Below are 24,451 nucleotides of genomic sequence, written 5' to 3'. Positions count from 1 at the left end.
TCGTCCGCCTGGTAATTGCCGATCTTGCTGGAAACCGGATGGCTCATGCCAAGGGCGTAGGACTTGTTTTGGTCATAAGGCGTTCGCGTCTGAAACGCTGGACGTGGTCGACCAGGGCGCGCAACTTGGGCGCCATATTGTGCCGGCTGGGGAAATAGAGAAAGAAGCCGGGGAAGGGCGGCAGATAGTCTTCCAGGAATGAAACCAACTCGCCTCGTTCGAGATAGGGGCGAAAGGTCTCCTCTAGCGCGAATGTAATGCCGCCGCCGGCCAGCGCCGTCCGTATCATAAGGCGCAGGTCATTCGTGGTGATCTGGGGTTCGACTGAAACGTCGAAGGCTTCCCCTTCCTGGGCGAATTCCCACCGGTAGGGTGCCGTGTCCGGTGACGGACGCCATCCGATGCAGCGGTGATGGATCAGGTCCCTCGGATGTGTCGGAAACCCGTGGGCTTCGAAATAGGCGGGGCTCGCCACGACGACTTCCTTTTGTTCGCCCGACAGCGGAACGGCCACCATATCCTGCTCGATGACATCCCCCAGCCGCACCCCTGCATCGAAGCCCCCGGCGACGATATCGAACGTATCGTCCGTCACCGTCACGTCGACGATGATATTGGGGTAGGCCTCGGCAAAGGAGGCGACAAGCGGCCCGGAGAGAAAATCTTCGGCAATCGAGGTCACCGCGATGCGAAGCACACCGTGGGGGTTGGCGTTGCCGCCGACATCTTCGAGCGCAGACAGTACGTCGGCCATTGGACGCGAAAGCGTGTCGCGCAGGCGCTCACCCGCTTCGGTGAGTCGGACGCTGCGCGTGGTGCGGGTGACGAGCGCTATCCCGCAGCCGTCTTCCAGCCGCCGGATGCCCTGGCTGACGGCCGAGCGCGTGACGCCGAGGCGGGCGGCGGCGGCCGCGAAATTCGCCTCCTCGGCCACCGCGAGGAAAAGCGGCAGCAGGTTCAGATCCAGATTCATTGTCGCACCATGCTAACCAATCTGATTAGTTATAGCGGAGTACCGACGACAATCAACCGCATCTATTCTTCCTTCATCCCACGGCTCAGACGGCGAATGGGGATCGAAACGGCACCCGCGATGAAAGGAAGTACGATGACCTCTTTGAAGATCATGTTTGCCACCGGGGCAATCGTCGGCGCACTTGCCGGCCAGGTTGCCGCTCAGGATGCCGCTTGCCCGCAGGATGGCCACAAAGCGTCCCTTGGGGCTTCCCGGAAAGAAATCGTCGAAACGCTTTTCCAACGTCATTCGCCATGCCGGTTATCCGCTGGAGGAAAAAGCTCTGCTGGTCGCGCAGGAGCGCATGTCGCTGTTCGTTGCCAGACAGGCGCCTGCGGCATAGCCAGAGAAGCGCCTTGCGCAAGATCCCGACGGCTCGCGCAAGCCGGCAAGAGAGTTCTGCCGGTGACGGCCTAGGTTCAGTCGACCCATCCGGATTGGATGAGGCCGGAGCAAACAGGAGCCACCCATGTCAGCCTACCTCGTTGTCGATCTCCACATTCAAGACCATGACGCGATTGCCGATTACCGTTCCAAGGCCCTGCCGCTCGTCGCCGAAGCCGGCGGCCGGCTCATTGCCCTTGATGATGCCCCGCTCCAGCTCGAAGGCTGGGAGGCGAGCAACATGCTGATCATCGAATTCCCCGACATGCAGGCGATCCGCGATCTTTTCGCGTCGCCGGCCTATGCGCCTCTCGCAAGACAAAGACAGTCTGCGGCGGGCTCGCGGATCATCGCCCTGCGCGGCTTCGAGCCGGCGTGACGATCGTTGGTGCGAAGCCGCAACATGACCATCACACCTCAAGAAAGGACATTCCTATGAGCAACATCACAAACAAGATCGTTCTCGTCACCGGTGCCAGCAGCGGCATCGGCGAGGCGACGGCGCGTGCCCTTGCCAAGGCCGGCGCCGTGGTCGTGCTTGGGGCACGACGCATCGATCGCCTCGAAACCCTGGCCGCCGAGATCACTGCCACAGGCGGCAAGGCACTCTACCGGAGCCTCGACGTCACATCCCGCGCGGATGTCCAGGCCTTCGCCGATACCGCGCTCGATGCCTTTGGGCGCATCGACGTGATCGTCAACAATGCCGGCGTCATGCCGCTTTCGCCGATGGCTTCGCTGAAAGTGGATGAATGGGACCGGATGGTCGACGTCAACATCAAGGGCGTGCTTTACGGCATCGCCTCCGTGCTGCCCGCCATGAACCGGCAGGGCGCCGGGCAGGTGATCAACGTCTCGTCCGTCGGAGGCCTTTCGGTATCGCCGACGGCCGCCGTCTACTGCGCCACCAAATATGCCGTGCGGGCCATTTCCGACGGGTTGCGGCAGGAGAACGATCGGATCCGCGTGACCTGCGTCTATCCGGGCGTCGTGGAATCGGAACTCGCCGATAGCATCACTGATCCGACTGCCGCCGAAGCGATGGTCGCCTATCGCCAGATAGCCCTGAAGCCGGAGGCCATCGCTGACGCGATCGTGCATGTGATCGGCCAACCCGCGGACGTCGATACCAGCGACATCGTCATTCGGCCCACTGCAAGCATGTGATCGGAGGACGGGATGTCGAACCGATCTGGACTTGCAACGGCGGGCCTTGCCGCGATGCTGTTCTGCATGGCCTCCGCCCAGGAAGGATATTCCCAGATGAAAATGATCCGGAACCCAACTCCACCAGACCAGACGCATCCCTATGTCGGTATGTGGATCACCGCGGATGGCCGTATTCGTCACAACCTGATGCCGAGTGGCCGCTACGACGAGGCGCGCGGCCGTCGGGAGAGCGCCTATCTGGGACGATACGAAGTCCGCGGCAATCACATCGACTACTGGGACGATACCGGATTTACCGCCGATGGCGACTTCATCGACGGAATGCTGCACCATGCCGGCATGATCCTCTATCGCGACGGAAAGAAACCGGACTAAGCGGCGAAGTCTTCGTTCTTCCCTTTTCCCTGGCGCCGGATATCCTTGATCCCGGCGCCACATTTGCTTGAGCGATCCATGGGGAGGGAGACGATCATGGCTTTGGACGAACCATCCGCGTGTCTGCCCATCCCTGAGCGAACCTCCCCGGTCGGTCTTGAAAGTTACATCAGCGGAAACACGCTGGTCAGCGGCGACGGTCCGGCGTGGAGAGATGTCTTCGTGCAGGTGCTTTCGCGCCATCGCGCTCAACATCCCTTCCTGGTGCCCGCCGTCGCCGAGCCTCTTATCGTCTGGATCATGTCTGGGAGTGCCGTTGTCGAGGAACGGGATCTCGGCGGAAAATGGATGGCAAACCGCGTCGAGGTCGGCGATTTTTTCCTGACCTGTTCGCCGGTGCCCTATGAAATGCGCTGGCAGGCCGAGGGCAACCAGCCCTTCCGCGTCATGCACCTTTACGTTTCCGTGCCCCTGTTCGAGCGGGTGGTCGAGGCGATATTCGGCAAGGACGGCGGAAACGTGACGCTGAAGGACGTCTCCGGCGGCCGCGACGCGACGCTCTCGCATATCCTCACTCTCCTTAACGAGGAACTGGCAGCGGATGGCGGTGGCAGCCCGCTTTATGTCGAAGGGTTGGCGCAAAGCCTTGCCGTCCATCTCGTGCGCCGCTATGCGGTCGCCAATGCCGAGATGCGTGCGCAGAACGCCTTGCCCGGCGCAAAGCTCAGGAGAGCGATCGCCTTCATGGAGAAACATCTCGAGGAACCGTTCGATCTCGGCCGCCTGGCACAGGAGGTCGGCATCAGCGAATTCCATTTCAGCCGGCTGTTCAAGAAGGCGACGGGTCTTCCTCCCTCGCATTATTTCATCCGGCAGCGGGTGGCCAAGGCCCAGCAGCTGCTGCAGGAAACCGACACCAGCATCATCGAGATCGGCCTCATGGTCGGCTATTCCAGTCCCAGCCACTTCGCCCAGATTTTCCGCCGTGAAACGGGGCTTACGCCGAGCGACTATCGCAGGGGCTAGGCTCATTCGGCACACAGAATGGAGCAAAATCCCAATAGCCTAGGCAAGCCACCGGGAGAGGAAAAATCCCGGATTTCATAGGGTTCTCCTTGCCGAAAGCAAACACCTCTCCGCTTCCGGAGCGGGTTTGCAAGCAACAAGGAGATATCATCATGACGAATATCAACGGCAAAGTCGCACTGGTCACCGGTGCTTCTAGCGGCATTGGTGCAGCAACGGCGCTTGCGCTTGCCGGAGCCGGCGTAAAGGTTGGCATCGCGGCACGGCGCACCGATCGTCTGGAAGAGCTGAAGGCCGAAATCACTGAGAAGGGTGGTGAAGCCCTGGTCATCGAGATGGACGTGGTCGATCCGGCTTCCGTCGAAGCCGGTGTGAAGAAGCTGATCGATGCCTATGGTGCGATCGACATTCTCTTCAACAATGCCGGCCTGATGCCGCTTTCCGACATCGACCAGTTCAAGACGGCCGAATGGCTTCGCATGGTCGACGTCAACGTGAAGGGCCTCTTGAACACGACGGCGACCGTGCTGCCGCAGATGATCAAGCAGCATTCCGGCCATATCTTCAACACCTCCTCGATCGCCGGCCGCAAGGTCTTCAAGGGACTGTCGGTCTATTGCGCCACGAAGCATGCCGTGACCGCCTTCTCCGACGGTCTGCGCATGGAGGTCGGCCAGAAGCACAACATCCGCGTCACCTGTATTCAGCCCGGCGCGGTCGCGACCGAACTTTATGACCAGATCACGGATCCGGGCTACCGCCAGCAGATGGACGATCTCGCCAAGCAGATGACCTTCCTGCAAAGCGCCGACGTGGCCGACACGATCGTGTTTGCGGCCCAGGCACCCGCGCACGTCAATGTGGCCGAGCTCTTCGTCCTGCCGGTTGAACAGGGCTGGTAGTCGTGAACCATCGGCCTTCCCGTCCGGGATGGGGAGGCCGACGATCAAGGAGATTTCCTATGAAGGAAGTACCGGCCTCTGGGGCCTTTCGTCAGCTCGAACCGGGTCCGATCGTGCTGGTGACGACCAGCTATGAAGGAACGCCCAACGTCATGACGATGGGTTTCCACATGATGATCCAGCATGCGCCGCCGCTGATCGGCTGTGTCATCGGTCCCTGGGATCATAGCTACCGCGCTCTGAGGGGGACCGGCGAATGCGTCATCGCCATCCCGACCATCGATCTTACAAGGGCGGTCGTCGATATCGGCAATTGCTCGGGCGACACCGTCGACAAGTTCAAGCGTTTCGGCCTGACGCCGCAGCCGGCACGCAGTGTCGCGGCGCCACTGATCGGCGAGTGCCTTGCCAACATCGAATGCAGGGTGGTCGATACCGTCGAGGCCTATAGCCTCTTCATCCTGCAGGCCGAACGGCTGTGGATCGACTCGGACCGCAAGGAGCGGCGGACCCTGCATCATCGCGGCGACGGTCATTTTGCCGCCGATGGCGATGTGCTCGATCTCAGCGAGCATATGGTGAAATGGCGTCACCTTCCAAGGTGACGCCATCGCCGTCTTAGCAGTCGCCGGGCTGGAAAGCCCCTCGGCAATGGTCGAGTTCCGGCCCGGTCTCGTCGAAAGCGGCTAGCGCCGAGGGCGCTAGGGCATTGGCATTGCCCGTCCACCGATCGAAGTTGACCGCAAACACGAGCAGCAGGACGACCGCTGCGGCGCGAGCCCGGACATGACGGTTTCCTTCTAAGCCGATCAGGGGACGAGCACCGTGGGGCCGTCGCCGCGGCGTTCGAGAATGTCGGCATGCGCGAGCTGCGCTTCCGGCAGAGGATATTTCCGGGCGCTGACCGTGCCGAACACTCCGTTCCGCCAGGCATCGAACACTTCGTCTGCGGCGGCCTGAAGGTTGTCCTTCGTCACATGCTGGCCGGTGCTGCCACGCACCAGGCGGATGCCGCGGCGGCTGAGTCCCGTCTCATCGATGGCGGCGCCACCCGATGCCGCGCCGATCACAGCAATCGTTCCGCCATCGCGGATCACGCCGAGCGTCGTGGCGAAGGTCGTTGCGCCGACCAGTTCATAGACGATATCGACGCCATTGGGGGCGAGGGTGCGGATGTGCTCGTCGAGCGCGACGGTCTCATATGCAAATGCGTGGTCGACCGCCTGTTCCAGATCGGCGAGCTTACGTTGCGACCCGGTTCCGATCACCGTGATCCCCCGCGCCCGCAGCCAGCGGGCAAGCAGGTTTCCGACGCCGCCGCTCGCACCCTGAACGAGCGCGTGGTCGCCTTCGCCGGGTTTCGCCATGGCGTTGATCGCCATCCAGGCGGTCAGGCCCTTGGTGAGGATGGTCGCAAAAATGCGTTTGCTGGTATTTCGGCTTACAGCGTCAGCGCTTGTACGCACCGAGCTGGGTGAGACCGGACATCCAATCCTCGGTGTGCCAGGTCTTTTGGATCCTGCCGCATTCGACAAGGTGAATATCGACGGACTGGATGAGCAGTTTCCGCCCGCATGCCGGGAGCCCGGCAAATGATCCCTTGTGGGTACCCGAGATTGTCGATCGGACGACGACCTTGTTTCCGTCGGAGATGATGTCCTCGACCGTGATCTGAAAGTCCGGGAAGGCGGTGTGAAGCATTTTCAGGACGGCCTTCGCGGCTTGCGCTCCCCGAGGGGCGTCGGGTGCATCGGGAATGTCACGCCAACCGTCGGCGAGAATGGCTTCAAGGATCTCCGGCTTGCTCTTGTCGAAGGCTTCGTACCATTTGACGGCGATTGCCGTTTCATCGTTCTGCGGTGCTGCCATTGCCCAGCCGCCGGCAAGCAGCGAAGCGACCAACGGAAGGATCTTCAGGACGCGCATGGGATCTGCCTTTCTTGCTTGGAGTGGAAGCTGCCAAAGGAGCGCCGGCTCGAAAGCCGGCGCGGTCCTCCCGCCTAGCGGCGCCAGCCATCGATGCTGAACTTGCCGCCGCCGAAAGCGACGACATGCAGGAGCCCGCCGGCCATGGCGACGTTCTTGAAGAAGTGGCCGAACTGGTTCAGGTCTGCGAGATCGTTGTGGAAGCTGACTGCTGTGGCGACGGAGAACACGGCAAGACCCGCTGCGACGAGGCGCGTCTGGTAGCCGAGGACAAGGGCGGCGCCGCCGATGAGTTCCACGGCGAGTGCTGCGCCATAGGCCAGCGTCGGGAACGGCAGGCCCACAGATTCGATATAGCCGATCGTCATCGCCGGGGCGGTGAGCTTGCTGAAGCCTGACAGCAGAAAGATCAGGCTGATGAGGACGCGGCCGACGGCCGGCAGAACGGCCTGAACGGCGGCGGAGGACGTCAGGTCTTCGTTCTGACGAGCGGTTGCGATATGCGACATACTGGTTTCGTTTGAAATCGGCAGCCACCATGTCCGCTCTGTGGAAACAACTATGCCGAGATCGAACTCATCGCAAAAGCCGAATAAAATAGACGATAACGCTCTATAATTTCGAACATTTTGGGCTGCGTTCCAGCCACGGATTCCCATGCGCCCCCCCATCGCTCGCACGATGAGGGCGTTGACGCAAAGTATGGCCGGCCGTGAAAGGGCTCCGTCAGCCCTTCTTGATCAGATTGACCGCCACCAGAGGACCGCCGAACTGTTGCATGGGCGCGGCGGCCTTGAGGTCACCGAGATCGAGCGCTGCAAAGCCCAGGTTCTCAATAAGACCTGCGACGCTGGCATTGGCGCCCTCATCGTTGCCGGACAGCAGCACCACCCTGCGCCCCGACGCCTCGGCGGGGTCGGCCGCGAGCAAGGCGGCCGGAAGCGAATTGAAGGCCTTGACCACTTTTGCGCCTGGAAGCGTCTCGGCGACGATGTCGCTCGAAAGCCTGCCGCCGAGGTCGGCGGGGCGGAATTCGGGGAAGGTGATCGCATTGGTGGCGTCGATGACGATCGTCCCCGTCCAGTCCTTGCGAACCTTCGCCAGGTCGGGCACCGCCGTGAACGGCAGGGCGAGGATGACGATATCCTGCGCCACGGCTTCGTCGATCTCGACGGGGATTGTCGTGTCGCCTGACTTCCTGGCGGCGGCAAGCGATGCGGGTCCTCGGCTGTTGGCCACTTTGACAGGTATGCCCTTTGACGCGAAATGTGCGATGAGCGCCGAGCCGATGGCACCGGATCCGATGATTGCGTAGGTCATTTCGATTTCCTTCAGTTTCCTTGTTTGGGATGGGGCTAGGTGATGTTTCTGGGCCCATGGGGCAGCGGCGTAAACTCCGTTTCTCCCGGCACCCCGGGGAATGAGCGGTTCTGCCAGTCGAGGGCCGCCTGCTCGATGCGGTCGCGGCGGCTCGACACGAAGTTCCAGAAAATGTGCCGTTCTCGGCGAGCGGTTCGCCGCCCAGCACCATGAGCCGCGCTGGGCCAATCGCCTTGAGGACGATTTCGGAGCCGGGTTTGAAGACAACCAGTTGATCCTGCCTGAACCGCTCTTGCTGTCCAGTGACTTCGATCGTTCCACTGATGACGAAGACGGCCCGCTCGATGTGCTCACCGTCGAGGCGGAAGCGCGCGCCGGCCGCCAGGGCCACGTAGGCATTGAACATGTCGGAGAACATTCTTGCCGGCGCGCGCTCGCCATGAAGCGAGCCTGCGATCAGGCGCATGTCGACGCCTTCCTCCTCGATGCGCGGCAGCGCATCCGCCGCAATATGCTGGAAGCCAGGGTCCGTTTCCTGGTGCATGGTCGGTTTCTCTTCGAGCTCCGCGTTTTCGAGTGCGTTCTTTGGTTATGTCGGAAAGACACCCTCAGTTTACGCAAAGGCCTTTAGCCGGCGTCAGAGATCGAGTGCTGATGAAGGCCAGGGAGTCGCGGCCGCCTCTCGGGGAGGCTTGAGCGGGCGTAGCCCACCCGGGTTTTCCAACTTCGATCGTCAACGGGTGGAGAGGGGCGGGGGAGGCGGTGGCGTCGTCGCGCCGGTGCCGAGCGAGCGTTGGACCATGACGCTGTCCGCCCAGCGCCCGTAGCGATAGGCTACCCCCTGCAGGACGCCAACGCGAACGAAGTTGAACCGTTCGTGCAGCGACAGCGAGGCAACATTCTCGGCATCGATATAGCCGATCATCTGCCGGAAGCCGGCTGCAGCACAAGCGTCGATCAGGCCGCGCATGAGCAGACCTCCGATGCCTTGGCCGAGATGCTCATGATGAACATAAATCGAGTGCTTGACGGTATAGCGGTAGGCAGGTCGCTTGCGAAACAGTACGACATAGGCGTAGCCGACCACTGCGCCCTCCTTGATCGCGACAAGGTGCGGGAAGCGGCGGCTCTTCAAGTTCTTCCGCCGCTCGCGCAGATCGTCCGGCTGCGGCGTGTCGCCCTCGTCCACACCCTCCTCGATGCCGCGGCGAATGTGGCGGCGATAGATCGCCAGCATCGCGTCCACGTCGCCGTCCCGCGACGGGCGAATGACGATTGACTTGTCCTGCTGCATGAGGGATCCGAAATTCCTAAATCCTATTCGGCGACGACGTAGGTATGAAGTCGTACGCGGCCCGATGCGTCCGTTTCACGGTAGAGACCTTGGATCTCGACGTCAAAGCCGGGAAACGCGTTGAAACAGGCTTCGAACATCTTGAGATAGTCGATCATCGGCTGCGCTCGCTCGGTCAACCGCTCGCCCGGCACGATGGTGGCGATCCCCGGCGGATAGACGACGAAAGGCGTCGTTGCGATCCGCCCGGCGATGGCGTCGATCGGAAGATAGTCCACATCGTTGCGCACGAGGCAGCGCGCCGCGTCGTGGGGCGAAAGGGCGATATCAGGCAGGTGCGCTTCGGAAAATTGCTTCGCCTGCAGCGCGCTGACATTGGCGTCGCGGAAGAAGCGATGCATATCGCCGCACAGGTCGCGCAACCGCACGCCAGCGTAACGACCGGGTCGGCGGCGATAAAATTCCGGGATTGCCTCTTCCAGAGGCGCATTGTCATCATGAAGCCGCTTGAATGCTACGAGACCACTGATCAACGTGCCCGCTTTGCTTGCCTCGACGCCGGGTGTGAGCAGGAACAGCAGGGAATTCAGGTCGTTCTTTTCCGCGACGATCCGGTTCTCACGCAGATATTGCGCGACAATCGGCGCCGGAATGCCGTGCTCGGCATATGCGCCGGTCGCCCTGTCGAATCCGGGCGTGAGCAGCGTGAGTTTGTTGGGATCGGTCATTGCGAAGCCCGGCGCCATATCGGAAAAGCCGTGCCACGCAGCACCTGGGGCGAGGTGCCAGAAGGCCGGGTTGGTGGCGAGTTGATCGGTGGCAACACTCTCCCAGGGCACGTCGTGCACCGCTCCAGGGGTTGCCACATCCGGCATCGCCACACGGTCCGGCACGAAGGGCTCGAAAAACCAGCGGCGCTCGGGCCGACGCTCCTTCTCCTCGAACTCCCGGCGCACAGCCCGTATCTTCTTGCGCAGTTCGATGCCGAGGCGGATCGTATCGTCCCACAGCACTTCGCCAGAGCGGCCCTTCATCATCTGCGCGCCGACGTCCAGGGAGGCGAAGAGCGGATAGAAGGGTGAGGTCGAAGCGTGCTGCATGAAGCTCTCGTTGAAGCGCCGGTGCTCGACCCGGCGCTTCTGGCCGGTGATGTGCCGATCCCTCATGTGGATCTGCGAAGCCTGTGAAAAGCTCGCAAGCTGCTTGTGAGTGGATTGCGTGGCGATGATGCCCGGCGCATCGGGTCCGAGTTCGGCAAGGCCCATGGCAAAACGTCCGGCATAGAGCGGATGAAACTTCATGAAGCCCGCCCAGGCCTCGTCGAACAGGATGTAGTCGCACAGATGCCCGATGGCCTTCAGGATCATCTCCGCATTGTGGATCGTGCCGTCATAGGTGCACTGTTCCACCACCGCCACCCGAAACGGGCGCGGTTTCTGCCAGGCGTTAGGGTCTTTGACCAATGGGTGGGTGCGGATGCGTTCCCGCAGCGCCTCCTCGTTCAGGGAGCCAAAATCCATGGGGCCTATCAGACCATGGGCGTTTCGCGCGGTCGGCACATAGACCGGGATACCGCCGGAGATCATCAGCGCGCCGTGATGCGCCGCTTTGTGATTGTTGCGGTCGAACAGAACCAGGTCGCCATCGGTGACGAGGGCGGAGAGCGCGACCTTGTTGGAGGTCGAGGTGCCGTTGAGGACGAAATAGGTCTTCTCCGCGCCAAAAATCTTGGCGGCTTCCTTCTGCGCCGCGAGCGCCGGGCCCTCATGGGTCAGGAGATCGCCAAGGTCGAGCACCGAATTGTCGAGATCGTCGCGGAACACCGCTTCGCCCAGATGCTCCATAAACACGCGGCCGACCGGGCTGCGGCTATAGAACACGCCGCCATTATGGCCGGGACATGTCCAGAGCTGGTTGCCTTCCTCGGCGTAATCCACCAGCGCGCCGAAGAAAGGTGTCTTCATCGTCTCGGCATACTGCTTGAGGCGGCTGATGAGGTTCTTTGCGATGAAGGCGGGGGTCTCCTCGGACAGGAAGACATAACCGTCGATGAAGTCGAGCACTTCTACCGGCACATCCTCGAAGCGCTTGCGGCGGATCAAGAGAATGATGGGGAATTCGAGGCCGCGACGGCGCATCAGATTGATAAGGGAGGCTGTCTTGCCCTCCATGCCCTTCTTGCCCCAATCGACCATCATGCAACCGATGGCCGCGTCCGTCTGGACGGCGATTTCGGCGTCTTCAAGATTGCGCGCGCGCACCACCTCGAAACCGGATCGTTCGATCTCCTCGACGATTTGGTTATAGCGGGCCCCCTCCAGGTCCTCGCTGTTGAAGGCGGGTGTCGCGAATAAAAAGGTGAAGCGCCTGAAGTAGTCCATCTGAGCCTCCGCCATCTATACGCAGCGAGTTGTTCGTGTGTTTCGTGACGATGTTGTGACAGCGGCCCGGATTATCTGTGATGTTCGAGACCAACTCGTGCCGGCCATTCGTCCAAGAGTCCTCGTGGAGCAGCGGGAGAGGGGGCGGTGGTTCTCTCTATTCAAAGTTTGTCTGCCCCCATCAAACGGGATGCTGTGTAAGATTTCCCTAACTGCACCGGACAGATCAAGGCTCTCAGGGCCGCACCCCGGTGATCTTCGTTCCGTGGGGAAAACAATGGATCTGCAAAAGATCAAGACGCTTCTCGACTTTGTCGGGCGTTCGCGTGTCTCGGAGCTGATAGTCAGCGATGCGGACACGACTGTCGTCATTCGCAATCCGGCTCGTGTAGCCAACCTGGAAATCCCAACCACAGTGCAGGCAACGCCATCGACGGTCGAGCCGCCAAGGTTGGACGACCAGCCGCAAACGCAGCTTGTTCGTGCTTCGACCTCAGGCATCGTACATCAGTCAAACAGCCCGGGATCCGCTCCAATCGTGGCGGAAGGCGATCCGGTAGAGGTGGGTCAGGCTCTCTGCATCGTGGAGGCGATGAAGGTCTTCACGACTATATCGGCTCCGTTCGGCGGCATCGTCAAGCGCATCTTCTTTGCGGACGGCCAGGAGGTCGCCTTCGGCGACCCGCTCGTGGAGATCGGGTGATGGATGCGTCTTTCGAGCCCGGCCGGAAAACCGGTCATCCATTCTGTCCGTCCTCATCGCCAATCGAGGAGAAATCGCCGTCCGGATCGAACGGGCCTGCAAGGAACTCGGCCTTCGCGCGATCCGTGTTGCATCCGAGGCGGATAGGGCCGGCGCGGCAGCACCGGGCGAAGGTGGTCCACTCTCGATCGGACCGTCGGCACCAACAAGGAGCTACCTCAACCAGGCGGCGATCCTGCTTGCTGCGCGTGTGACCGGCGCGGAGGCGATCCATCCGGGTTATGGGTTTCTCTCGGAGAATGCGGAATTCGCCGAAGCGGTCGAAAGGGCCGGACTGGTTTTCGTTGGCCCGCCGGCCTCGGCAATCCGCATCATGGGCGACAAGATCGCTGCCAAGCGCGCGATGATGGCGGCCGGCGTCCCTTGCGTGCCGGGACCGGGCGAGCCGCTACCTGATAACATAGATGCCGTGCGCGCCACCGCTGAGGCCATTGGTTACCCGGTCATCGTCAAGGCGGCCGGCGGCGGCGGCGGGCGGGGCATGCGCGTTGTGCGCGATGGCGCCGATATAGCCGATGCGGTCGTGATCACGCGCGAGGAGGCGCGCCGCGCCTTCGGCAAGCCTGAGCTCTACGTGGAAAAGTTTCTGGAGCACCCCCGCCATGTCGAATTCCAGGTGCTCTGCGACAATCACGGCAATGCAGTCTGGGTTGGTCATCGCGATTGCTCCGTTCAGCGACGGCACCAGAAGGTCGTCGAGGAGGCGCCGGCGCCCGGTATCGCACCGGAACTCGCAGAGAGGATCGGCGCGCGCTGCGCAGAGGCCTGCCGGCAGATCGGTTATCGTGGGGTTGGGACCTTCGAGTTCCTTTACGAGCACGGCGAGTTCTACTTCATCGAAATGAACACCCGGCTGCAGGTCGAACATCCCGTGACGGAGGCGACAGCGGGCGTCGATCTCGTGCACGAGCAGCTGCGTTCGGCCCAGGGCGACGTGCTCGACACGCGCCGTTTCCGCGGAGAGGCGCAAGGACACGCCTTCGAATGCCGTATCAATGCAGAGGACCCGACCACTTTCGTGGCCGCTCCCGGCCGCATTTCAGCGGTTCGTTTTCCAAGCGGACCGGGCATTCGCGTCGATACCCATATCTCGGCCGGTTACCGGGTTTCCCCATACTATGATTCCCTGATTGCCAAGCTGATCGTCCACGCCCCGACCCGCGACGAGGCGATCCGGCGCATGCAGGTCGCGCTTTCGGAAACCAGGATCGAAGGCATCTCCACCAACCTCCCGCTGCACGAAAGGATCTTGGCAGATCCGGATTTCATGCAGGGCTGCGTCGATATCCATCATCTTGAAAAACGTTTGAGGGAGGAAGCCGGTGTCAAGGCGTGACCGCTCGTCAGGCAGATCCGGGATCGGTGACTTCTCCGATCCGGCCCTCATCTCCACTCTGACCACCTGGCTTGGCGCTTCCGGCGCGAGCGAGTTGGAGATCAGCACGAAGGACGGCCACGCATTGAAGATCGTGCTGGCCCCCGACGCCAGCCCGGTCGAGCGTCGTGAAGAGGCTCAGGATGTGACCTCGTTGGTGCCCGAAGGCCGGGCCGTCAAGGCGCCGCTTGCCGGGGTTTTTCGCGACCGGCATCCCGCTGGATCGGACGCTTCACCGCTTGCCGGTGAAGGCCGAGCGCTCGAAGCCGGCGATATCGCTGGTTTTGTCGAGGTCGGGCCCATCCTCGTCCCGGTGGTAGCGCCGGCAACCGCGATCGTCGCAGGCGTTCATGCCCGTGCCGGAGAGTTGATCGGCTACGGAGATCCCGTTTTGACCATAGAACACGCCCAATGAGCCTCCTGCGACAGGCCCCGTTCCCGTCGCCTGCCTCAATCGTCCCGAATACCGAGGCGCTGGCGAAGATTTCCTTCATCGGCACGCGTGCCTTTCTGCTCGAAGCACCCGGGGCCTTCGACCTGCCGAACCAGAGGCGCATCTGGGCGCTCTCCCGCGCGTTCGAGACGCACGAAGACGTCGCCGAAATCGTTCCTGGCATGACCAACCTGTTGGTCCTCTTGAAGGAGACCCCGGACGATCCGCAAGCTGTCGTCCGGCACCTGCAGGACGAATGGCAGCGTTCGCAGGGCATCGAACTTGCCGGTCGGCAAATTGAAATCTCCGTCACCTATGGCGGCGAACATGCCACCGACCTGCCGGCGCTCTGCGACCTCAGCGGCCTCAGCGACCGGGAGGTCGTGCGCATTCACCACGAAGGCATCTATCGCGTCTTCGCTCTCGGCAGTGCGCCGGGCTTCGGGTACCTGCACGGGCTTGATCCACGCATCCACATGCCGCGAAAGACCGTGCCCTCGCTCAAGATGGCGCGGGGCTGCGTCACGATCGGCGGCATGCAAACCGGTGTTGCCGTGCTGACCGGCCCGAACGGATGGAATTCGATCGGCTTTGCCGAACTTCAGATGTTCGATCCGCTGGCTGCAGTGCCCGCCTTGATGGCGCCTGGCGATACCGTGCGCTTCCGCCCTGAAAGGATCGACTTGTGATCGAAATCCTCGAAACCGGCCCGCTGAACACTGTCCAGGATCGGGGGCGTCCGGGCTATCGAAATATCGGGGTCACGGCCTCAGGAGCAATGGATCCCGTGGCACTGGAGATCGGCACCTTCATCGAAGAGATGCTGCGCGCCGCAACCGCCGCCTCGATGCCGGTTGCCGGCACGCCCATGTTCTGCGCCTCGATCACCGACCACTTGCCGGTGCCCTTCTGGCCGGCCTTGTCGAGGATCAAATCGACGATCGGTTTGCCGGTCAAAGGATCAGCGGCCTTCAGCAAGTCGGCGCCTTCAAGGTGGCCGACAAGGCAGCCTTCATCAGGGATCTCGAAAGCGCGCTGCTGGCCGCCAAGATCGGCGCCTATCGGCGGCATCGAAGGAGTTCAACTGGAACCTGCCGATGCCGACCATCGCCAAGATCTGGCGCGCCGGCTGCATCATCCGCTCGCAGTTCCTCGACGAGATCACCACCGCGTTCACCAAGGCGCCGGATGCCGCCAACCTGATCGTCACCCCGGTCTTCGCCGCCATGGTCAAGCAAACCGACGCAGCCCTGCGCCGCGTCGTTTCGGCTGCCGTTCTCGGCGGCCTGCCGGTGCCGGCGCTTGCCTCGGCGCTCGGCTACTTCGACAGCTACCGCCGCGGCCGCGGTACGGCCAATGTCATCCAGGCGCAGCGCGACTTCTTCGGCGCCCACGGCTTCGACCGCATTGACGGTGCCGACAGCCATCACGGACCTTGGGGCAGTGGCTTTTAGCCGGCACCCAGAAATTGCGACCGTTCGATCCCTTCAGGAGCCAAGAGGCGAGCACTCAATTGACAAAGCGAGGACTAACATTGGTAAGCAAACTCACGACTTTGTCTTCGATCGCCTGACAGTCGTTCTCGTATCGGGCAGTCAGAGGCTCGCCTGAGATCGCGTGTTCTCGGAGTTCATCCCGGGTGATCACCGCGATGCCATAAGCCTCTAACAGGGTACTCAGGGAAAGGAACCTTAGCTCCGCAAGCTGTTGCCGATGCCTCGGCAGCCGCATCATCAGGCGTGCCCGTCCGATCTTCTCAAAATCCATCGTTTCCGCCTTCAGGTAACGCCTGTAGGCCAGTGTCCTCCACAATCCGAGGGGTAGCAACATGAATATGACCGTGCAGGCTCTGTAGCGGCAATTGAGCGCGGCAGGACCGCGAGATGGAAATCCTCAATCCGACCAGTGAGATCAGTAGCGTCAAGAGTGATGTTGCCGAGGTCACTCGCTCGACAGCCGCGTCTCGGCCCTCCAATGACCAAACGCGTTTGTGCCGGAACGAGGAGTGGGGGGATCCCAGAGCGCTTAATCGAATGGGACTGGGGCGAGCGCTCTGGGATCACTAGCGCCAATGACGGAGGGCAGTCCTTGGCTCTTTGGCGCTTAAACAGCATGGCGGGCGGATTCGGAATGAGCAACGCCGCTAGGACCTTTGCCAGAGCGCACCGGACCTAGGTCTGATAAGATCTCAAAGAAATGCCTCCCCGAAAATCGACCACTGCGCCAATCAAGTGCACCCGTTGGGCTCCCCATCGGAATAAGGGACAGACCTCTGAGCTCTGTCGGTCGAACACGAACGTTTCGTAGGGCTATGCGGGAGAATTGAGGTCGGAACGAATATCGGGCAACGACGCGCGTGGCGTGGCTTTCTTGGCAGATGTTGGACCGTGGTGTCGGGCGTCGCATTGCATTTGAGGAGCAAATCTATCCGCGCATCATCCGCTCGGTTGAACGACCAGAGGCTCATCACGTCCCTTCTTGCTCGCCCAAAGCCAAACGAACCCGTTCGTCGCTCTTCTACCGCAACCGGGCTGGCTCCCTATTTTTCCCGTAGCGCCCGGCGGAAGTTCTGCGTGATTGGTTCTGCAAGGTAGGCAAGCACGGTGCGGACACCCGTCCGGATCATTGCCTCGCTCGACATGCCGGGCAACAGTTTGCGACCCTCGAGCTTGGTGAGTTCGTTTCTGTCAATCAACACGGTTGCGGTGAAGTATGGCACCCCGCTGCGTTCCTCTACCATGCGGTCAGCCGATACGATCTCCACGACGCCGTCGAGTGGCGGCAGGTTGTAGCGTGCGAAGGCTGGAAAGCTGACACGCGCCGGCTGTCCGGGGGCGATCGTCTCGACATCCTCCGGCCTGACCATAGCCTCGACCACGAGTTGCTGTCCGAGAGGCACCATGGTCATTAACGTTTCGCCGGGCTTCACGACACCGCCGTCCGTGTGGACCTTCAGGTCCATGATGATACCGTCAACCGGTGCGACGATGTCGGTGCGGGCAAGCACGTCGTTGGCGGAACGCTCCTGCTGTTTGAGGTCGAACAAATCCGCCTCGACCTTGCTCAATTCCTCGACAGCATCTTTCAGCCGCACGGTGTTAAGGTTCAGAATCTGCGCGTCAATTTCGGCCATGGCGCTTCTGGCACGAGCGATCGCCGCGATATTGGTAGCGCGCTCCCCCTCGATCTCGCGCTGTTGTTGTCTGAGCAGCAGGTTCCGTGCGCGGGTGGTGAGTGCTTTCTTGAGCAGAGTTTCAAGATCCTTGGTCTCCCCTTCGAGAGCCTCGATCTGCTTGTCCTCGGTCGCAACGAGTCTCTCCAGTCCGGTTATCTCCTCCTCGGCCTGGTGGCGGCGTTGTCCGAGAATGGTCCGCTCGTCGTTCAAGTTGTGGCGCTTTGCCGCGAACACGTCGCGCTGCGTGGCCACCGCGTCCTTGGCAGCGGTCGCACGGTTTGCGAGCAGCGCCGGATCAAAGTCGATCTCGGCCTTGTCGTCACGCTCCGCCCTGAGCCGCGCGGCCAGCGCCTCGCGCGTTGTGATCCGGTTCTGAACCAGGTCCAGTTGTGCTTTGGCTTGCGTGTCGTCGAGCCGGATCAGAACCTTGCCAGCCTTGACGATGTCACCGTTGGCGGCGTTCAACTCCGCGATGATGCCGCCCTCAAGGTGCTGGATGAGCTTGCGGTCGCCGGCGACCTTGACAACGCCCGGTGCCACTGCGGCGCTGTCCAACGGCGCCAGTGCCGCCCAACCTCCGGCCATCCCGAAGAACAGGAACATGATGGCAAATCCGGCCCACGTCACGCCCGCGATACGCAAGGGTATCGGCTTCGGCATCGGGGACGGTGGCGCGGGTAGCGGCACAACGGTCATATCTTTTTCCATTCGGGTGCTTGTGCCGGGTCTGCATCTCCTCCTGAAATGCTTCCGGCAACAATTTCTGAAATAGGTGACGAATTTCGGACTGTGAATCGACCGGCCGGACCAGCGCCGACGCCTTGGTTCGCGGCTATGGCTGTGATCCGGGTTACCGCGCCGTTGCGCTTGGCAAGTTCGTTGAAGACATGGTCACGCGGACCGAAGAGATCTTGTTGGCCTCGGTTGAGGACCAGTATCTTGTCAACTTTCTGCATGATGCTCGGTCGGTGCGCGATCAGAATAATCGTCGTGCCTGCGGCCTTGATCGCGCTGATGGCTGCGATCAACGCGTCCTCACCTTCGCGGTCGAGATTGGAATTTGGTTCGTCCAGGATAAGGAGTGCCGGATCGCCGTAGAGTGCCCTCGCTAGCCCGATGCGTTGACGCTGCCCGCCCGACAGTGTCGCGCCCGACTCGCCGATCTGTGGGCGTTGGTGTTCGTCGCTGAGAAATGGACCTCGGTGATGTCGATCCCTTCATTCGAATCGACCGACTCGACATGCAGTCGATCCATAAAGCCGCTGGTAGTGATATCGACGGTTGTGGTGTTATCCAGCCCGGTGATGGTGACAGCATTCCCGGTCCCGCTGAGCCCGGTGATGGTGACGTTGCCGCTCGCGGTGGCATAGGTTCCGTCCGCGGTGATGGTGGAAGCAAACCCCGATGCACCGGTCAGCTTGATGCTGGTGATGTCCACGGCGGTGGTCGGGCTGCCGTTGAAGAAGTCCGAGCCTTGCTCGTTGCCCTGAACGTTGAAGGCGCGGATCGCGATGTCCGCCCGCCCAGCCGATTGAGACGGCGTGAGCTGGTTGATTATGAAGCCAGCCTGCGTGATGTTTTCGAGATGGCTGCCGTACGCGATGTCCGCGCCATCACCTGCATCGGGGGTGCCGCCGGTCACAAAATCAATCTGCAGCACTTCGCGTCCGAGTGGTTGATTTTGCCCGTCCGTGTCCGGTTGGATGCTCTGGTTATCGACGCCAAAACCCTGCTGATTCACGTTGCACTCGCTGTTGACCAGCGCGCTGTTCGGGTCGCCCTGGGAGGACCGCACGAGCCCCGTCACCAGCAACTGCTTGGATGCGTCACTGGGTGAACTGAGCAGGTTGAATTCATTGCTGCCGGGATGGGCATTCTCACCGGTAAAACTGACCACCGAGGTCCCCGCGACCGAGGCGACCACGTGATCAGTCAGATCGATCCGGTCGTCCGGGTCGGTCTCATCCGGATGGAGCAGCGGCACGTACTGAACCAGGTAAAGGTCCGCTTTAGTGGCGCTTGTGGGTCCAGCCCAAACGCAAAGGCGAGCGACCCGTCAGCAGCGGGCGGGACGTCCGGGTCGGAGGTTCCGATCACGCCGATCACGACGTTGGGATTCGTTGGGACATAGTTGCCATCGACCGTTTGGATGCCGCTGTTCACGCCGACGGTTTTGGAAAAGGGTGTGCCGGAGGCATCCTGCGCAAGAACGATCCCGGAGATGGTTTCCCCTGCGCTCGCCGAGGCCTGCACGAAATTGGCTTGGTAAGCGACCTCTGGTGAGGTCAGCCCGCCCGTATCGTCGAGAGTTAGGAGATACAACAGGGTGGGGTTGGTATCGTGAGGCGGATCCGACGGGTTAATATCGTCGTCCTGAAGTAGAGTACTCTCGTCGATGATGATGTCTTGAGTCTGGATGTCCAGCGCCATCGAGGTTATCCTCCACGAAAATGAATTGGCCAAAGAAAAGGGATAGGGGCCCTCGAGCTTTATGGCCTCTATCCACTTAGGAAAAGCAGATTTGTTCTGGGAAATCCCCCCCTATGCGTGTTCTCATCACGCCTTGTCAGGTGCTCTACGTTGAGGCACCTGGTTTAGACTGGGACGCTACGCCTCTCGTATGGGCCCTTCAAGCCGTCCTTAAGGACTATCTAATATATCGGAAGTTGTGCCGCTTCGCGAAGCCGGATCAGCGTAAGGGCATCGATAGCGTTGCGGCTGAACGGCCGAGCCGTCTGGCATAAATGTCCCAGCGAAAAGCAGAGATGAGATGCGGCAGGTTCGGATTCTTAATTATTATTAATGAACCTGCGAGCAAGTTTGGCGCTGTGATCCAGAGTCGCCCGGAAAGGCGTCACAAGCGACTCTGGAACCACTTTTGCGGCCGTGGCGGTGGATGACGCCATGGTCGTAGTTAGGATATTCTGGGATTGAATTGCGTCACAAGCAGAGTAGGACCTTTGCCGGCGCAAATAGGACTTAGGTCTTATGTGGGACAGGACCCCAGCAGCGAGGCCGACAAGCAATCTAATCCTCAACCGGGCGTCCGCCCGTCTTGGTATACGACGACAGGCCTTTTGGTCGACTGTTGCAACGCCACTGTTCCGATTGAGACGTTGGTTCTTGCGCAGGACGCTGCCTTTGAAATCGCTCATGAGGAATAGATTGTAAGGTGTGCGGCTGCCACGCTCTTAAACCGCTGCCCGACATTTTGTTGTGCAGGCCCCCGGTTATATCTTCGGCTAATCAGGGCTAGTCCCTTTAGGGAAGTTGTCTTTGGGCGGGGCCTCAGTCACCCTTTTCTCATTGCGATTGCCACCCTCGATGCAGTCCCCGCTGCAGAGGCCAATCGCAAGCACCGACTGAGCCTCTTCCTTAGCGGGTAGAGGCTCTTTTTTTCGCGATGACCGCCTGAGCCTCAACGGAAGGGGAGCTGCCCGATAGGCTTTTGTCCTCTGGGATTCCTACCAGGCGAGAGTTTTGCCGTTTCAGAACGAGAATTCCCGGACACCTATCTCACGCCGCGATGAGAGGTTTCGAAAGTACTTCTGACGACCCTCCGGAAGGATCGGGCAGCGGCACCAGAGCCGTCGGGCGGGGACGATAGGACCGCTCCGAAGCCGCTACCCTCCCATGGCGGTACGGGCCGAAGTGCCATGGGCTGAACAGGAAGACTAGGGTGAACGGAACGCGCGACAACGGAACTAAGACCTTTGCCGCGAGGAGTGAGACTGAAGTCCCATGGCGGAACCTTTGGCACCACTCTACCTTTTGGAGAAGTACCATACGCCGGCGCGGGAATCGACGAATATCTAGCCCCGCCCGAACAGCATGCCCTTCAAATGGGGTCAACCAGGAGCCTTCATAGATCGGTGATCCTGACATTTGGCCCCTTCGCTTACCTCATCGGCTCCTCCGGGAGCCGTCTTTTTAACCAGACGGCGGCATCAGGCTAAACCCGGCAACCCTCCAGTCAGAGACCGGCTCAAGCGCGTTTGCCTGGCTGATCCGCCGGATCGCACCAGCGGACCCCCGCCCGGTCTTCCGACCATAGTCTGGCTTGGATGGGACGAAGGTCCAGCCGGGGTAAGGGAAAGGTCCTGTGCAGCCAGGATCTTTGCTGGAGCGAGTTGACTGTGCGTCTCGGTCAAGGGCAAAGTCGGTTGGTTACCCGCCGCGCTGAGTGCGCTTGCGCACGAAATGACCTTGGAGACATTATGATCACGCGTCGGATGATCCTGACAGCATTCTTGCCGGCAGTCTGCACCCTCGCCATCTCCTTACCCTACAGCCTCGAAACGTCGAGCGCTGGGCTTACGATCGTCAAGACGGTCGCCTTCGCCAACAGTGGCAATGGTAATGGAGGCGGGGGCGGAAATGGCGGGAACGGTGGCGGCAACGGCGGCGGGAATGGTGGAGGCGGCGGCGGGAACGGTGGTGGGAGTTCAAATGGCAGTGACCGCTCCAATTCCAACAGCGAGCGTTCCAAGAACTCCAATCGTGGGAACGCAAAGGCCAATGGACAGGATGTCGGCGTTCGCCACGAAGGCGGCATTACCGAAGAGATCGCGAATGGCCGCTACATCATGAAGGATGCCCGCGGACGCACCATCATCAACCGCCGCGCGACGGCAAACGACAGAAAACGGATAGATTCATTCTTGCATTAGGTGAGGGTAGGCGCACGAAGCCGGTTGCGCCATCCTTGTTCGACGTGGATCAGACTTCGCGCGCGTCGCGTAGTACCATAGCCGCTTCAGTGCGGTTGCCGACACCCAGCTTTGTCATGATCTGCGTCATATGATGCTTTACGGTCTTTTCCTGCAGGTCCAGTTGGATTGCGACATGCTTGTTGCTCATACCTGCTGCCACCAATTCCAGAACTTCCCTTTCACGAGGCGTTAGACCGGCGATCAGGCCGGACTTGCCGCCTGCCGCTGGTGTCCGGCTGGACAGAAGCTTGGCAGACAAGGTCGGCGCCACATAGCGCTCTCCCGAAGCCACGGTGCGAATGACCTCGGCAAGCGCTCTTGCACCGACGCCCTTCAGCACATAGCCGGTGGCACCTCGATCCAGCGCAGTTGTCACGTCGTCGCCGTCTTCGGAAACGGTGAGCATGATAATCTTCTGTGATGGGGCGATTTTCAGGATCGCCGGTATGGCCTCCAAACCACCACCGGGCATGGAGATATCCATGAGCATGATATCCGGTCCAAGGCGCTCCGCGATCTGGGTGGCATCGTCCTTCGAGCTGCCCTCGGCGACAATTTCAAAGCCCTCGATCTCCGACAGGCTCCGCGTCACACCTTCCCGAAACAAGGGGTGATCGTCCACGATAGCAACGCGAATGGGAAACACCATGATTGTCATATCTCCTTGACGCTGGTCGTCATGCGAACGGTTGTACCGGTCGCTGCCACAACGAGCTCGAACGTTCCTCCGAGACTTTCGATCCGTTCTCGCAAGCCGGCAAGACCAAGACTTGTGGGCAGAACTGTGTCCGGGTCAAAACCGGGTCCACTATCGGTAACCTCGATCGTGACACGGTCGCCATCCGTCCGCTGCGTAACCCGCTGTCCGACACCGCCGGCGTGGTGAAAGCCGTTGTTGAGGGTCTCTTGCACGAACCGGTAGATGCATATTTTCGCCGCCTGCGAGAGGCGTTCGGGAGGCTTCGTCAAGTGCAGCTCGACGGGTGAACCAGTCCGCTGCTGATGCGCCTTTACGCACCGCTGCAGGATTTCGGTCAGACCCGCCGTTTCTATCTGCGGAAGGACCAGGCCGCCGCAGATCGTGCGAATCTCCTGCATCGCTTCGTCCAAGCTCGCCTTTATCGCACCAATTTCGCGGTCGCGCGTGCCGGCCGGCGTTTTGCTGCGCTTCAAGGCTTCACTATCCAACCTGAGCGAGGCGTAGGCGACGAGTTGGGCCGGGCCATCATGCAGGTCCGCTCCGATACGTCTCAGATAACTTTCGTTCAACGCGGTGGCGCGCTGCGAAGCGCGTTGGAGGCGACCCCGCAACTTTTCGTTCTGCGCGAGCGATTCCGAGAGTTCCTCGACCCGTTGCTTGAGGGCATGGCGCTGGCTCTCGATCGTCTTGCTACCGCGAAGCACGATTGCCGACAGCACGACAAAGAAGGCAAGTGTGAAGGCCGCGACCGCCAACCAAGTATGCATGCGCGCCTCATTGAGACTTTGCTGAAACTCATTGGCGACCTCGTGGAATTCCGACACGGCAACCACCTGCCCGGACCAGGGCTGCAGTACGGGATTGTAGATCACAAGCGCCGGTACCCTTGAACCTTTATCAGTCGCTATGTTCCTTTCCCGATCGAAGCGCGCGGCCATCTTGCCGGAAAATGCGGTTTGCAATTCACCGCTGAGCTCAACCTTCGTGCCGTCAGCGGCCCGATCACTCGAATAGAGGAGCGTGCCGTCCGCGCGCCAAAGGCGGAAAGAGAGAAGCCGGTCACCCAGTGCGCCTTGGCCGAGGGTCTCATCCAGCGCGCGTGCCACGGTCCCGTCTAGGACTTCGTTCCTCTGCATGTCGGGCAGCAGCGGCGCAATCACACTATCGACATAGAGTGCAGTCGTCGCGGCCGAGTTCCGGGTGACCGCATCTTCGATCCGGTTCGAAACAAAGGCTCCGATCAACACCATGGCGCATGCGGAGACTGCTCCCCCAATCAGCAGAAACTGCCTGGCGAGCGATTGAGAATTCCAGCGGGTGATAAGTTGATTGAAGCGCACCAGGTCTCTCGGATCGGGCCGCCGGCTCGTGCGGCGCGACGATTGTAGCAAGCCCAGCTCAACCTAACCACTCTCGAAACGCGGTCAATGGCAGGGCGATCGACGCGAGCTTGATCGGACCTTTGATGCTTTGGGCCCGGACCTAAGTCCCAAGCGCGAA

Annotated in this window: 25 protein-coding genes and 5 pseudogenes; 14 read left to right on the top strand and 16 right to left on the bottom strand. The window is 61.1% G+C overall.

Features of this window, described 5'->3' with window-relative positions; translation table 11 throughout:
• Positions 1–43 precede the first annotated feature (43 nt).
• Positions 44–973 carry a LysR family transcriptional regulator gene (locus ASE60_RS05495; protein WP_057248713.1) on the bottom strand — a complete coding sequence of 310 codons (930 nt, stop codon included), beginning with the start codon at positions 971–973 and terminating at the stop codon, positions 44–46.
• A 208-nt stretch (positions 974–1,181) separates the two neighbouring features.
• Here ASE60_RS05495 and ASE60_RS34435 point away from each other — a divergent pair, with 208 nt between their 5' ends.
• The 7 genes from ASE60_RS34435 to ASE60_RS05465 all read left to right on the top strand — a co-directional run bounded on the left by ASE60_RS34435 (position 1,182) and on the right by ASE60_RS05465 (position 5,477).
• Positions 1,182–1,358, top strand: a complete 177-nt coding sequence (locus tag ASE60_RS34435; RefSeq protein ID WP_156414585.1) for a hypothetical protein — start codon at positions 1,182–1,184, stop codon at positions 1,356–1,358.
• 126 nt (positions 1,359–1,484) lie between these two features.
• Positions 1,485–1,778: a DUF1330 domain-containing protein gene (locus ASE60_RS05490; protein ID WP_057248712.1), complete on the top strand. Its 294-nt coding sequence runs from the start codon at positions 1,485–1,487 to the stop codon at positions 1,776–1,778.
• A 56-nt stretch (positions 1,779–1,834) separates the two neighbouring features.
• Entirely contained in the window at positions 1,835–2,566 is a 732-nt protein-coding gene (locus ASE60_RS05485) for an SDR family oxidoreductase (RefSeq protein ID WP_057248711.1), read from the top strand.
• A gap of 12 nt (positions 2,567–2,578) precedes the next feature.
• The gene (locus ASE60_RS05480) at positions 2,579–2,944 is read left to right on the top strand and encodes an Atu4866 domain-containing protein (RefSeq protein ID WP_082615744.1); all 366 of its coding nucleotides are present in this window, start codon (positions 2,579–2,581) and stop codon (positions 2,942–2,944) included.
• Positions 2,945–3,040: 96 nt separating this feature from the next.
• Positions 3,041–3,970, top strand: a complete 930-nt coding sequence (locus tag ASE60_RS05475; protein WP_057248710.1) for an AraC family transcriptional regulator — start codon at positions 3,041–3,043, stop codon at positions 3,968–3,970.
• Positions 3,971–4,122: 152 nt separating this feature from the next.
• Positions 4,123–4,872 (top strand): SDR family oxidoreductase, encoded by a 750-nt coding sequence (locus ASE60_RS05470; RefSeq protein ID WP_057248709.1) that lies wholly within the window; start codon positions 4,123–4,125, stop codon positions 4,870–4,872.
• A gap of 59 nt (positions 4,873–4,931) precedes the next feature.
• Positions 4,932–5,477 (top strand): flavin reductase family protein, encoded by a 546-nt coding sequence (locus ASE60_RS05465; RefSeq protein WP_057248708.1) that lies wholly within the window; start codon positions 4,932–4,934, stop codon positions 5,475–5,477.
• Between the two features lie 204 nt (positions 5,478–5,681).
• Here ASE60_RS05465 and ASE60_RS05460 read toward each other — a convergent pair whose 3' ends face one another.
• The 7 genes and pseudogenes from ASE60_RS05460 to ASE60_RS05430 form a co-directional block, all read right to left on the bottom strand.
• A complete protein-coding gene (locus ASE60_RS05460) occupies positions 5,682–6,338 on the bottom strand; it encodes a zinc-binding dehydrogenase (RefSeq protein ID WP_057248707.1) in 657 nt (218 codons plus the stop codon).
• Positions 6,322–6,798, bottom strand: a complete 477-nt coding sequence (locus ASE60_RS05455; RefSeq protein ID WP_057248706.1) for an ester cyclase — start codon at positions 6,796–6,798, stop codon at positions 6,322–6,324. The genes ASE60_RS05460 and ASE60_RS05455 overlap by 17 nt, the downstream gene beginning before the upstream one ends.
• A gap of 74 nt (positions 6,799–6,872) precedes the next feature.
• A complete protein-coding gene (locus ASE60_RS05450) occupies positions 6,873–7,307 on the bottom strand; it encodes a DoxX family protein (RefSeq protein ID WP_057248705.1) in 435 nt (144 codons plus the stop codon).
• A 217-nt stretch (positions 7,308–7,524) separates the two neighbouring features.
• A complete protein-coding gene (locus tag ASE60_RS05445; RefSeq protein WP_057248704.1) occupies positions 7,525–8,118 on the bottom strand; it encodes an NAD(P)-binding domain-containing protein in 594 nt (197 codons plus the stop codon).
• 35 nt (positions 8,119–8,153) lie between these two features.
• Positions 8,154–8,524 (bottom strand): annotated as a pseudogene (locus tag ASE60_RS33465) (pirin-like C-terminal cupin domain-containing protein).
• Positions 8,525–8,851: 327 nt separating this feature from the next.
• Positions 8,852–9,412, bottom strand: a complete 561-nt coding sequence (locus ASE60_RS05435) for a GNAT family N-acetyltransferase (protein WP_057248702.1) — start codon at positions 9,410–9,412, stop codon at positions 8,852–8,854.
• Positions 9,413–9,435: 23 nt separating this feature from the next.
• Positions 9,436–11,793: an Orn/Lys/Arg decarboxylase N-terminal domain-containing protein gene (locus ASE60_RS05430; RefSeq protein ID WP_057248701.1), complete on the bottom strand. Its 2,358-nt coding sequence runs from the start codon at positions 11,791–11,793 to the stop codon at positions 9,436–9,438.
• A 277-nt stretch (positions 11,794–12,070) separates the two neighbouring features.
• Between ASE60_RS05430 and ASE60_RS05425 the strand changes: the two genes are divergently transcribed.
• From ASE60_RS05425 to ASE60_RS35530, 5 genes and pseudogenes are all read left to right on the top strand, one after another.
• Complete coding sequence (locus ASE60_RS05425) at positions 12,071–12,496, top strand: acetyl-CoA carboxylase biotin carboxyl carrier protein subunit (protein WP_057248700.1); 426 nt, start codon at positions 12,071–12,073, stop codon at positions 12,494–12,496.
• Between the two features lie 40 nt (positions 12,497–12,536).
• Positions 12,537–13,892: an acetyl-CoA carboxylase biotin carboxylase subunit gene (locus ASE60_RS05420; protein ID WP_057248802.1), complete on the top strand. Its 1,356-nt coding sequence runs from the start codon at positions 12,537–12,539 to the stop codon at positions 13,890–13,892.
• Positions 13,879–14,346: a hypothetical protein gene (locus ASE60_RS05415; RefSeq protein ID WP_057248699.1), complete on the top strand. Its 468-nt coding sequence runs from the start codon at positions 13,879–13,881 to the stop codon at positions 14,344–14,346. Before ASE60_RS05420 ends, ASE60_RS05415 begins: the two co-directional genes overlap by 14 nt.
• Positions 14,343–15,053 carry a 5-oxoprolinase subunit PxpB gene (gene pxpB / locus ASE60_RS05410; RefSeq protein ID WP_057248698.1) on the top strand — a complete coding sequence of 237 codons (711 nt, stop codon included), beginning with the start codon at positions 14,343–14,345 and terminating at the stop codon, positions 15,051–15,053. Before ASE60_RS05415 ends, pxpB begins: the two co-directional genes overlap by 4 nt.
• A pseudogene (locus tag ASE60_RS35530) lies at positions 15,050–15,169 on the top strand (allophanate hydrolase); the annotation flags it as partial. The gene pxpB and the pseudogene ASE60_RS35530, both read left to right, overlap by 4 nt.
• Before the next feature lie 8 nt (positions 15,170–15,177).
• Here the strand turns inward: ASE60_RS35530 and ASE60_RS05405 are convergent.
• Positions 15,178–15,342, bottom strand: a pseudogene (locus ASE60_RS05405) (NADP-dependent phosphogluconate dehydrogenase); the annotation flags it as partial.
• On the opposite strand from ASE60_RS05405, the pseudogene ASE60_RS05400 reads away from it, so the two are divergent.
• Positions 15,301–15,818, top strand: a pseudogene (locus ASE60_RS05400) (NADP-dependent phosphogluconate dehydrogenase); the annotation flags it as partial. The pseudogenes ASE60_RS05405 and ASE60_RS05400 overlap by 42 nt on opposite strands.
• Positions 15,819–15,873: 55 nt before the next feature.
• Here the strand turns inward: ASE60_RS05400 and ASE60_RS05395 are convergent.
• The 5 genes and pseudogenes from ASE60_RS05395 to ASE60_RS35515 all read right to left on the bottom strand — a co-directional run bounded on the left by ASE60_RS05395 (position 15,874) and on the right by ASE60_RS35515 (position 19,969).
• Positions 15,874–16,131 (bottom strand): hypothetical protein, encoded by a 258-nt coding sequence (locus ASE60_RS05395; RefSeq protein WP_058324660.1) that lies wholly within the window; start codon positions 16,129–16,131, stop codon positions 15,874–15,876.
• 772 nt (positions 16,132–16,903) lie between these two features.
• A complete protein-coding gene (locus ASE60_RS05390; protein ID WP_200964159.1) occupies positions 16,904–18,235 on the bottom strand; it encodes an HlyD family type I secretion periplasmic adaptor subunit in 1,332 nt (443 codons plus the stop codon).
• Positions 18,236–18,381: 146 nt separating this feature from the next.
• Positions 18,382–18,705 (bottom strand): annotated as a pseudogene (locus tag ASE60_RS35525) (ATP-binding cassette domain-containing protein); the annotation flags it as partial.
• On the bottom strand, positions 18,648–19,523 hold the full coding sequence (locus ASE60_RS35520) for a hypothetical protein (protein ID WP_244495549.1): 876 nt from the start codon (positions 19,521–19,523) through the stop codon (positions 18,648–18,650). The pseudogene ASE60_RS35525 and the gene ASE60_RS35520, both read right to left, overlap by 58 nt.
• Positions 19,472–19,969, bottom strand: coding sequence for a hypothetical protein (locus tag ASE60_RS35515; protein WP_244495548.1), 498 nt, complete (start codon positions 19,967–19,969; stop codon positions 19,472–19,474). Before ASE60_RS35515 ends, ASE60_RS35520 begins: the two co-directional genes overlap by 52 nt.
• A 1,787-nt stretch (positions 19,970–21,756) precedes the next feature.
• On the opposite strand from ASE60_RS35515, the gene ASE60_RS34425 reads away from it, so the two are divergent.
• Positions 21,757–22,209, top strand: coding sequence for a hypothetical protein (locus ASE60_RS34425; RefSeq protein ID WP_057248693.1), 453 nt, complete (start codon positions 21,757–21,759; stop codon positions 22,207–22,209).
• A 49-nt stretch (positions 22,210–22,258) separates the two neighbouring features.
• Here the strand turns inward: ASE60_RS34425 and ASE60_RS05365 are convergent, their stop codons facing one another.
• Positions 22,259–22,900: a response regulator transcription factor gene (locus tag ASE60_RS05365; RefSeq protein WP_057248800.1), complete on the bottom strand. Its 642-nt coding sequence runs from the start codon at positions 22,898–22,900 to the stop codon at positions 22,259–22,261.
• Between the two features lie 5 nt (positions 22,901–22,905).
• Positions 22,906–24,291 (bottom strand): sensor histidine kinase, encoded by a 1,386-nt coding sequence (locus tag ASE60_RS05360; protein ID WP_057248692.1) that lies wholly within the window; start codon positions 24,289–24,291, stop codon positions 22,906–22,908.
• Positions 24,292–24,451 lie beyond the last annotated feature (160 nt).

Origin of the sequence: Ensifer sp. Root278 (assembly GCF_001429285.1) — a bacterium.
Taxonomy (GTDB): Bacteria; Pseudomonadota; Alphaproteobacteria; order Rhizobiales; family Rhizobiaceae; genus Ensifer.
The sequence above is the reverse complement of the archived record's forward strand: the minus strand, read 5'-3'. Positions and strand labels throughout refer to the sequence as shown.

Excerpts from the sequence above, each read along its gene's own strand:
- ASE60_RS05495 (WP_057248713.1), bottom strand. The coding sequence starts at position 973 with ATGAATCTGGATCTGAACCTGCTGCCGCTTTTCCTCGCGGTGGCCGAG.
- ASE60_RS34435 (WP_156414585.1), top strand. The coding sequence starts at position 1,182 with ATGCCGCTTGCCCGCAGGATGGCCACAAAGCGTCCCTTGGGGCTTCCC.
- ASE60_RS05490 (WP_057248712.1), top strand. The coding sequence starts at position 1,485 with ATGTCAGCCTACCTCGTTGTCGATCTCCACATTCAAGACCATGACGCG.
- ASE60_RS05485 (WP_057248711.1), top strand. The coding sequence starts at position 1,835 with ATGAGCAACATCACAAACAAGATCGTTCTCGTCACCGGTGCCAGCAGC.
- ASE60_RS05480 (WP_082615744.1), top strand. The coding sequence starts at position 2,579 with ATGTCGAACCGATCTGGACTTGCAACGGCGGGCCTTGCCGCGATGCTG.
- ASE60_RS05475 (WP_057248710.1), top strand. The coding sequence starts at position 3,041 with ATGGCTTTGGACGAACCATCCGCGTGTCTGCCCATCCCTGAGCGAACC.
- ASE60_RS05470 (WP_057248709.1), top strand. The coding sequence starts at position 4,123 with ATGACGAATATCAACGGCAAAGTCGCACTGGTCACCGGTGCTTCTAGC.
- ASE60_RS05465 (WP_057248708.1), top strand. The coding sequence starts at position 4,932 with ATGAAGGAAGTACCGGCCTCTGGGGCCTTTCGTCAGCTCGAACCGGGT.
- ASE60_RS05455 (WP_057248706.1), bottom strand. The coding sequence starts at position 6,798 with ATGCGCGTCCTGAAGATCCTTCCGTTGGTCGCTTCGCTGCTTGCCGGC.
- ASE60_RS05450 (WP_057248705.1), bottom strand. The coding sequence starts at position 7,307 with ATGTCGCATATCGCAACCGCTCGTCAGAACGAAGACCTGACGTCCTCC.
- ASE60_RS05445 (WP_057248704.1), bottom strand. The coding sequence starts at position 8,118 with ATGACCTACGCAATCATCGGATCCGGTGCCATCGGCTCGGCGCTCATC.
- ASE60_RS05435 (WP_057248702.1), bottom strand. The coding sequence starts at position 9,412 with ATGCAGCAGGACAAGTCAATCGTCATTCGCCCGTCGCGGGACGGCGAC.
- ASE60_RS05430 (WP_057248701.1), bottom strand. The coding sequence starts at position 11,793 with ATGGACTACTTCAGGCGCTTCACCTTTTTATTCGCGACACCCGCCTTC.
- ASE60_RS05425 (WP_057248700.1), top strand. The coding sequence starts at position 12,071 with ATGGATCTGCAAAAGATCAAGACGCTTCTCGACTTTGTCGGGCGTTCG.
- pxpB (WP_057248698.1), top strand. The coding sequence starts at position 14,343 with ATGAGCCTCCTGCGACAGGCCCCGTTCCCGTCGCCTGCCTCAATCGTC.
- ASE60_RS05395 (WP_058324660.1), bottom strand. The coding sequence starts at position 16,131 with ATGGATTTTGAGAAGATCGGACGGGCACGCCTGATGATGCGGCTGCCG.
- ASE60_RS05390 (WP_200964159.1), bottom strand. The coding sequence starts at position 18,235 with ATGACCGTTGTGCCGCTACCCGCGCCACCGTCCCCGATGCCGAAGCCG.
- ASE60_RS35515 (WP_244495548.1), bottom strand. The coding sequence starts at position 19,969 with ATGGCGCTGGACATCCAGACTCAAGACATCATCATCGACGAGAGTACT.
- ASE60_RS34425 (WP_057248693.1), top strand. The coding sequence starts at position 21,757 with ATGATCACGCGTCGGATGATCCTGACAGCATTCTTGCCGGCAGTCTGC.
- ASE60_RS05365 (WP_057248800.1), bottom strand. The coding sequence starts at position 22,900 with ATGGTGTTTCCCATTCGCGTTGCTATCGTGGACGATCACCCCTTGTTT.